The organism is Nocardia sp. NPDC003269 (assembly GCF_042888005.1).
Lineage (GTDB): Bacteria > Actinomycetota > Actinomycetes > Mycobacteriales > Mycobacteriaceae > Nocardia.
Genome location: NZ_JBIAPA010000008.1, coordinates 58,379 through 65,114 on the forward strand (window position 1 = coordinate 58,379; position 6,736 = coordinate 65,114).

8 protein-coding genes are annotated in these 6,736 nt (G+C 68.7%); 2 read left to right on the forward strand and 6 right to left on the reverse strand.

The genetic code is table 11. The features are described from left to right. Nucleotides 1–10: 10 nt before the first annotated feature. The 4 genes from ACFYWJ_RS34540 to ACFYWJ_RS34555 all read right to left on the reverse strand — a co-directional run bounded on the left by ACFYWJ_RS34540 (nucleotide 11) and on the right by ACFYWJ_RS34555 (nucleotide 3,782). Nucleotides 11–1,096 carry a methyltransferase domain-containing protein gene (locus ACFYWJ_RS34540; protein WP_355284246.1) on the reverse strand — a complete coding sequence of 362 codons (1,086 nt, stop codon included), beginning with the start codon at nucleotides 1,094–1,096 and terminating at the stop codon, nucleotides 11–13. A 104-nt stretch (nucleotides 1,097–1,200) separates the two neighbouring features. Further along, nucleotides 1,201–2,064 carry a tetratricopeptide repeat protein gene (locus ACFYWJ_RS34545; protein ID WP_355284264.1) on the reverse strand — a complete coding sequence of 288 codons (864 nt, stop codon included), beginning with the start codon at nucleotides 2,062–2,064 and terminating at the stop codon, nucleotides 1,201–1,203. A gap of 61 nt (nucleotides 2,065–2,125) precedes the next feature. After that, nucleotides 2,126–2,503: a DUF3817 domain-containing protein gene (locus ACFYWJ_RS34550; protein WP_355284249.1), complete on the reverse strand. Its 378-nt coding sequence runs from the start codon at nucleotides 2,501–2,503 to the stop codon at nucleotides 2,126–2,128. Between the two features lie 94 nt (nucleotides 2,504–2,597). Next, a complete protein-coding gene (locus ACFYWJ_RS34555) occupies nucleotides 2,598–3,782 on the reverse strand; it encodes an acetyl-CoA C-acetyltransferase (RefSeq protein WP_355284251.1) in 1,185 nt (394 codons plus the stop codon). A 133-nt stretch (nucleotides 3,783–3,915) separates the two neighbouring features. Between ACFYWJ_RS34555 and mce the strand changes: the two genes are divergently transcribed. Both mce and ACFYWJ_RS34565 read left to right on the forward strand, forming a co-directional pair. Then, the gene (gene mce / locus ACFYWJ_RS34560) at nucleotides 3,916–4,377 is read left to right on the forward strand and encodes a methylmalonyl-CoA epimerase (protein WP_355284254.1); all 462 of its coding nucleotides are present in this window, start codon (nucleotides 3,916–3,918) and stop codon (nucleotides 4,375–4,377) included. Between the two features lie 86 nt (nucleotides 4,378–4,463). Further along, nucleotides 4,464–5,471: a hypothetical protein gene (locus tag ACFYWJ_RS34565; protein WP_355284256.1), complete on the forward strand. Its 1,008-nt coding sequence runs from the start codon at nucleotides 4,464–4,466 to the stop codon at nucleotides 5,469–5,471. 98 nt (nucleotides 5,472–5,569) lie between these two features. Here the strand turns inward: ACFYWJ_RS34565 and ACFYWJ_RS34570 are convergent, their stop codons facing one another. Both ACFYWJ_RS34570 and nucS read right to left on the reverse strand, forming a co-directional pair. After that, complete coding sequence (locus ACFYWJ_RS34570; RefSeq protein ID WP_355284258.1) at nucleotides 5,570–5,860, reverse strand: ATP/GTP-binding protein; 291 nt, start codon at nucleotides 5,858–5,860, stop codon at nucleotides 5,570–5,572. A gap of 10 nt (nucleotides 5,861–5,870) precedes the next feature. After that, nucleotides 5,871–6,614: an endonuclease NucS gene (gene nucS / locus ACFYWJ_RS34575; protein WP_355284260.1), complete on the reverse strand. Its 744-nt coding sequence runs from the start codon at nucleotides 6,612–6,614 to the stop codon at nucleotides 5,871–5,873. Nucleotides 6,615–6,736 lie beyond the last annotated feature (122 nt).

Below are 6,736 nucleotides of genomic sequence, written 5' to 3' on the forward strand. Positions count from 1 at the left end.
CGGCGGCGGCTCAGCCCTTGCTCGCGAGGTAGTAGGTATTGAGCGGATCACCGTCGACGTGGCTGGTGCTGACCTCGGTGAAACCGGCGTCGGCGAGCATCGCCAGCGCGCGCTGTTCGCCCCACACCGTGCCGAGCCCGTCGCCGCCCTGCCCCAGCGACACCGACATGCAGTGCATCGTCGACACCGCGTAGAGGAACGGGCCCAGCGGCAGGTCCAGGTTCTCCTCGAGCACGCTCGACGCGTGCACGTCGACCATCAGGAACACACCGTCGGCGCGCAACGCCGTCGCGATATTGGCCAGCACCAGCGCCGGGTGCGCCTGATCGTGGATGGCGTCGAACACGGTGATCAGATCGCAGGACTCGGGCGCGTGCAGTGCCGCCACGTCCTGCTCGACGAACTCGACGTTGGTCAGGCCCATCGCCGCCGCCTCGGCCCGCCCCGCCGCGATCGCGTCGGCGGAGAAGTCGTAGCCGCGGAACCGGCTGGCCGGGAAGGCCCGCGCCATCAGGTTCACCGCGTGTCCGCTGCCGCAGGCGATGTCGGCGACGTCGATCCCCATCAGCAGCCGATCGGTCAGCCCGGGCGCCATCGGCAGGATGACGTCGAGCAGCGCGGCGTCGAACACCTCGGCGCTCTCCTCGGCCATCAGCGCGTGGAAGCGGGCGTAGTCGTCGTAGGACAGGCCGCCACCGATCCGGAACCGCTCGACGATCTTGGGTTCCACCTCACCGAGCTGCCCGATGAACTGCATGACCCTGGCGAGATTGTCCGGTCCCGCGGCCCTGGTCAGACTGGCCGCGTGCGCGGGCGGGAGCGTGTAGGTGGCCGTCGGCGGGTCGTAGCGCACGATCCCGGCGGTGGTGACGGCGCCGAGCCATTCGCGCACGTAGCGTTCGTCCAGGCCCGCGGCCGCGGCGAGGTCCGGGCTGGTCGCGGCCGGGTTGGCGGCCATCGTGTCGAACAGGCCGACCTGGTGGCCCATGCTGATCATCAGCGCGGTGCTCGCGTGATCGAGCACCTCGACCATCTTTCCCGCGAAGGCTTCCACCTCGGCCTGATCTACCGCGCCCGAGTGGTCGAGTGAGGTCATGGTGTATCTCCTCGAGTCAGCTCGCGGCCCGGTGCCGCGGGTCTACCAGGAGATACGACGGGGCCGCCCCGGCAGTTCAGCCGGGACGGCCCCGTGGACGAAGGTCAGTACAGCGCGGTCGCGAGCTTGCGGCGGGCCGCGACGACGAAGGGCTCGGCCGGGTCGAACAGCTCGAAGAGTTCGAGCAGCCGGGTGCGCGCCCTGGTGCGGTCGTCGCCCGCGGTGCGCTTGATGGCCGCGATGATGCGCTCGAAGGCGGCCTCGGGGCGCTGCTCGAGCAGTTCCACGTCGGCGGCGTCGAGGGCGGCGTCCAGGTTCGCCGGATCGGCGTCGGCGGTGGCGAGCACGGCCGGGTCGAGCTGCTGGGCCCTGGTCAGGAAGCGCAGCTGACGCAGCGCGGCCTTGGCCTCCTCGTTGCCGGGCTCCTCGACCAGGATCGCCTCGTAGGCCGCCTCGGCGCCGGCGATGTCGCCCTCGGCGAGTGCGTCCTCGGCGGCGGTGAAGCGCGGGTCCTCGACCTCGGGCGCCGCGCCCGCGGCGTTCGGGTCACCCTCGAGCTTGCCCGCGGTCGCGTCCATCACCGCGTCGAGCCACTGGCGTACCTGCGCCTCGGGCTGGGCGCCCTCGAAATCGGCCAGCGGCTGCCCGCCCGCGACCGCGATCACCGTGGGGATGCCCTGCACGCGCAGCGCCTGCACGATGTTCATGTTCGCTTCGGCCTCGATCGCGGCCAGGTCCCAGCCGCCGCGATCGTCGGCGTTGAGCCGCTCCAGCGTGCGGACCAGCTCGACGCTGCCCGGGCTGCGCTGTGAGTACAGCGCGACCACGACGGGCACCTGCATCGAGCGGCGGATGACCTTGGCTTCGAAATCCGCCTCGGTGACCGTATGGTTCCCCGGGGCCGCAGGCGCGCCGCCGGGAGCGGCGGGCGGCTGCTTCAGCGCGGACAGATCCACCGCGCCGGACATGGCGGCGGCGACGGCGGGCGAAGGACGACGGGCAGCGGGTCGAGTCACGCTTTCCAGTTTGTCACGAAGCCGTCGGCGCGGCTGCCGGGGAGCCCTTGGTCGCGCCCGCGCTCAGTTCGCCCAGCTGACCGGTGCGCACGGCCCAGATCTCGAAGGCCACGGTGAACAGCGGCGGAATGCTCGACGCCAGCGCCAGCACGGTGGTCTTCCAGCCCCAGTTCAGTTCGCGCGCGGCCAGCAGCGCGGTGATCACGAACAGGATGAAGATCGCGCCGTGCACCGGCCCGAAGATCTTCACGCCGATCTCGTTGCCCTCGGCGGGCAGGTACTTGAACGCCATGCCGGTCAGCAGACCGATCCACGACAGCGCCTCGAGCACCGCGAAGAACCGGAAACGACTGGCGGTGGACCGCAGATCGAAGAAACCCATACCAGCCATTGTGCAGCATGATCTACGACACCACGTAGTTGGACCGCTCACACAAACGGGCCCCCACGCTCGGTAGCGCGAGGGCCCGTCGTGTCGGAACGAATCAGGCGGGGACGCGGATGATGAGCGCGTCGCCCTGACCGCCACCACCACACAGCGCGGCCGCGCCCACGCCGCCACCGCGACGCTTCAGCTCCAGCGCCAAGTGCAGCAGGATACGCGCACCCGACATACCCAGCGGGTGGCCGATCGAGATGGCGCCACCGTTGACGTTGACCTTCTCCGGGTCGAAACCCAGCTTCTTGGTCGAGGACACCCCGACCGCCGCGAAGGCCTCGTTGATCTCGATCAGATCCAGCTCGGCCGGGGTGATGCCCTCCTTCGCGCACGCGGCGAGGATGGCGTTGGCCGGCTGGTCCTGCAGGGTCGAGTCCGGACCGGCGACCTGACCGGCGGCACCGATCTCGGCGATCCACTCCAGCCCCAGCTCCTGCGCCTTGGCCTTGCTCATCACGATCACCGCGGCCGCGCCATCGGAGATCTGCGAGGCGGTGCCCGCGGTCACGGTGCCGTCCTTACGGAACGCCGGACGCAGCTTGCCCAGCGACTCGACGGTCGTGTCGGCGCGGATGCCCTCATCCTCGCTGACATAGACCGGATCACCCTTGCGCTGCGGCACGGCCACCGGCACGACCTCGTCGGTGAACAGGCCGTTCTTCCACGCGGCGGCGGCACGCTGGTGCGAGGCCGCGGCCAGCGCGTCCTGCTCCTCGCGGCTGACCTTGTCCAGGTCGTTGCGCTCCTCGGTCAGCAGACCCATCGCTTGGTCGGTGATCACGTCGTGCAGGCCGTCGTAGGCCATGTGGTCGACCAGGGTGGTGTCGCCGTACTTGTGGCCCTCACGGCTCTTGGGCAGCAGGTGCGGGGTCTGGCTCATCGACTCCATGCCACCGGCCACGACGATCTCGTGCTCACCGGCGCGGATCAGCTGATCGGCCAGCGCGATCGCGTTGATGCCCGACAGGCAGACCTTGTTGATCAGCAGCGAGGGCACATCCATCGGGATGCCCGCGGCGATCGCCGCCTGGCGGGCGGGCAGCTGCCCGGCACCGGCCGACAGCACCTGACCGAGGATGACGTAGTCGACCTGCTCGGGCGCCACACCACCCTTCTCCAGCGCCGCCTTGATCGCCACACCGGCCAGATCCGAGGCCTTGAAGTCCTTCAGACCGCCCAGGAGCCTGCCGACCGGGGTACGCGCACCGGACACGATGACAGAAGTCGTCACGAAAGCCTCGCATTCATTGAGTCGAACCTCGCCGCGACGCACACGGCGGTCAGCCGCGCACGTCAAGGGTTGCACTCAACGGTAACCGGTATCGGACGACACCTGGCACCCAGGTACGCGCTAGCTTCGAGGGGTGAGCAACGAGAACATCATCCCCGCCGACTACGTCATCGCCGTCGACCACGTGGGCATCGCCGTGCCCGACCTCGACGCGGCCGTCGCCTGGTACACCGACAATCTCGGCATGGTCGAGACCCACCGCGAGGTCAACGAGGCCCAGGGCGTCGTCGAGGCGATGCTGTCGTGCCCCGCCGCGGCCGACCGGGCGACCGCCCTGCAGTTGCTGGCCCCGCTGACCCCGGAGTCCACGATCGCCAAGTTCATCGACCGCAGCGGGCCGGGCCTGCAGCAGCTGGCCTACCGGGTCACCGACATCGAGGCGGTTTCGGCCTTCCTGCGTGACCGTGGCCTGCGTTTGCTGTACGAAGCGCCTCGTCACGGCACCGCCGATTCCCGCATCAATTTCATCCATCCGAAGGATGCTGGCGGTGTGCTGGTGGAGCTCGTCGAGCCGAACCCGAATGTTACGCACTAGTAGGCGGATACGGTCGGTAAATCTCGGCGAGATCACAATCACGGTCGAGTCTCCATAGGCTCGCTCGAGGCTGTATTTTGTGTGCCATGTCGTCACCTGAGTCCGATCGCAATCGCTTCGTTGCACTGCCCTTCACCGTTGTGCGCAAGGGTTATGCGCAAGACGAGGTGCGCAACTACTTCGACCGCTTCGACGCCGAGCTCCGCGTCACCGCCACCGACCGGGATGCTGCCGCCGCGCAGGCCCGGAATCTCGCCAGCCAGCTGGAAGACGCGCGGGACGAGATCGACGAGCTCCGCAAGGAGGTCGACCGGCTGTCCGTGCCGCCGACCACCGCCGAAGGAATGTCCGACCGTATCTCGCGCATGCTGCGCCTGGCCTCGGACGAAGCGTCCGAGGTCCGTGCGCTGGCGCAGGCCGAAGCCGCCGAGATGGTGTCGATCGCCGAGCAGCAGGCCACCGAGATGCGTGGCAAGTACGAGTCGCTGCTCGCGGAGACCAAGGAGAAGCGCGAGGCGCTCGAGATCGAGTTCGAGCAGACCCTCGCGAACGCGCGCACCGAGTCCGCCAAGATCATCGAGGCCGCGCAGGCCGATGTGGAACGTCTCGGCAAGGAGGCCGAGGCCAAGCGCAAGGCCACCCAGCAGGACTTCGAGGCCACCATGAACGATCGGCGCACCAAGCTGACTCGTGCCATGGAGGAGCTCGAGGCCACCAGCCGCGCCGAGGCCGCCCAGCGGATCAAGGACGCGACCGACGAGTCGAACCGTCTCATCAGCTCCGCCACCCAGACCTCCGAGCGCAAGATCGCGCACGCGAAGGAACTGGCCGAGGAGATGCGCGTGCTGCGCGGTCGGGTCCTGGCCCAGCTGCTCGGCATCCGTGGTCAGCTCGACTCGGTGCCCGCCATGCTCGCCGCGGTCAACCGCGAGAGCGAGCTGCTCGACGGCGCCCCCGAGCGCAAGTCGATCGGCAACAACGGCAACAACAAGTCCGTCTCGGGCTCCCGCCAGACCAAGGCCATCCCCGAGGTCGCCGACGCCGACGAGGACATCGTCGACGAGGACCGCGAGAGCGCCGACATCAGCAACTGACGTCGGACCAACGACGACATTGCTCCACCCTCATAACCGAAGAACCGAAGGCCGCCTCGAATGTTCGAGGCGGCCTTCGGTTTTCGTGGTCTCGGGACTCAGGACCAGCGACGGGTGATGCCGCGGGTGCGCCTGCCGTTCCAGCAGCCCTGATGCCAGTGCCTGCGGTCGTCCTCACCGCCGTCGGCGGCCCAGGCGACGATATGGGCGACCCCTGGCGCGATCTCGTGGTCGCAGCCGGGACACCGGTACGTCTTGACCGCCCTGGCACCGGGAACGGTGCGGACGATGTAGGTCTCCTCGCCCGGCCCGTCCTCGGTGCGCCCGTAGACGTCACCGATCGGCGCCGGCTCGCTACGTCGCCCTGAGCGTGGTTTACGTCGCGGCATGGCTCCCAGCCTAGAAGAGGCGGAAAACGTTGCTCTCCGTGCCACGCAGCTCGTCGTAATCGAGCGTGAGGCAGCGGATTCCCCGGTCCTCGGCCAACGTCCGCGCCTGCGGCTTGATCTGCTGCGCCGCGAACACGCCGGCGACCGGCGCCAGCAGCGGGTCGCGATTGAGCAGTTCCAGGTACCGGGTGAGCTGTTCGACGCCGTCGATCTCGCCGCGCCGCTTGATCTCCACGGCCACCGTCGCGCCGTCGGCGTCGCGGCACAGCAGGTCCACCGGGCCGATGGCGGTCATGTACTCGCGCCGGATGAGGGTGTACCCCTCGCCGAGCTTCGTCACGTGTTCCGCCAGCAGCTCCTGCAGATGCGCTTCCACGCCGTCCTTGACCAGACCGGGGTCGACGCCGAGCTCGTGCGAGGAATCGTGCTCGATGTCCTCGATGGAGATGCGCAGTTCCTCGCCGGCCTTGTTGGTCACCACCCACAGCGCCTTGATGTTGTCCGGCACCGCCGTCTTGCCCTCCCGCAGCGGCGTCACGCCGTCGGGCACCTCCGCGGGGACCAGGGTCGCGATATCGCGTTCCTCCAGCCAGCACGGCGGGCTCATCCAGTTCAGCGGCTTGTACGAGCCGCCATCGGAGTGCACGAGCACCGAGCCGTCGGCCTTGATCAGCAGCAACCGGCGAGCCATCGGAAGGTGGGCGGTCAGTCGGCCGACGTAGTCGACCTGGCAACGAGCAATGACAAGGCGCACCACAGCACTGTAGGTGACGGGTCCGGGAACGCAAAAAGGCCCTCCAGCAATGCTGGAGGGCCTTTCGCAATGATGTTCCGGCGGTGTCCTACTCTCCCACACCCTGTCGAGTGCAGTACCAT

What these genes read in the sequence shown, in the direction of transcription:
- ACFYWJ_RS34550 (WP_355284249.1), bottom strand. Translation starts at nt 2,503, where the DNA reads ATGGCTGGTATGGGTTTCTTCGATCTGCGGTCCACCGCCAGTCGTTTC.
- ACFYWJ_RS34565 (WP_355284256.1), top strand. Translation starts at nt 4,464, where the DNA reads ATGTCGTCACCTGAGTCCGATCGCAATCGCTTCGTTGCACTGCCCTTC.
- ACFYWJ_RS34540 (WP_355284246.1), bottom strand. Translation starts at nt 1,096, where the DNA reads ATGACCTCACTCGACCACTCGGGCGCGGTAGATCAGGCCGAGGTGGAA.
- ACFYWJ_RS34545 (WP_355284264.1), bottom strand. Translation starts at nt 2,064, where the DNA reads ATGTCCGGCGCGGTGGATCTGTCCGCGCTGAAGCAGCCGCCCGCCGCT.
- ACFYWJ_RS34570 (WP_355284258.1), bottom strand. Translation starts at nt 5,860, where the DNA reads ATGCCGCGACGTAAACCACGCTCAGGGCGACGTAGCGAGCCGGCGCCG.